Source organism: Thermococcus sp. ES12, assembly GCF_012027515.1.
Taxonomy (GTDB): Archaea; Methanobacteriota_B; Thermococci; order Thermococcales; family Thermococcaceae; genus Thermococcus; species Thermococcus barossii.
Map to the genome: position 1 here is coordinate 1 of NZ_SNUP01000056.1, position 462 is coordinate 462.

1 protein-coding gene and 1 pseudogene are annotated in these 462 nt (G+C 43.7%); both read left to right on the plus strand.

The window, feature by feature from the left end; translation table 11 throughout:
• Positions 1-243: hypothetical protein (locus tag E3E37_RS10995; protein WP_206204108.1), on the plus strand; the 243-nt coding region annotated here is incomplete at its 5' end.
• Positions 240-462: pseudogene (locus E3E37_RS11000) on the plus strand (hypothetical protein); the annotation flags it as partial. The gene E3E37_RS10995 and the pseudogene E3E37_RS11000, both read left to right, overlap by 4 nt.

Genomic DNA, 462 nt, shown 5'->3' on the forward strand with positions numbered 1-462 from the left:
GAAGGGCAGAACGGGTATGCGTATGTTGCCTGTGGCCCCGTTCAGGGGCCTGTTCTTCTAATTCATGAGGGGGTGATAAAAACGGTCTCGGGAGTTATTTCTGACGAAATTGAACGCTATGAGAAAAAATTGCAGAAAATTAGGCGAAGAATAACTGAGCTTAGAAAAGAGGAGGCAAGATTGCTTCGCATTATCAAGCAGTATGCCGATCAGCATACCGCACTTGGGGTGAGGGTGGCATGAAGGCAAGCAACTTGCTACAAGTCATAATATTCATAATAATACTAGTTATGTATTACGCAGTTGACTTCTTTGAACTCCTCAGCGGGCTCGAATTGTTTATTGCTGTCATTGGCGGGGTTTTAATGCACTATTGGATAACGAACAAGGGCAACAAGGCAATTGTGAACATTAAGCCCTTCTCTGGCGGTTTTAGAGTGCTTATTTACGACATTCTATTCG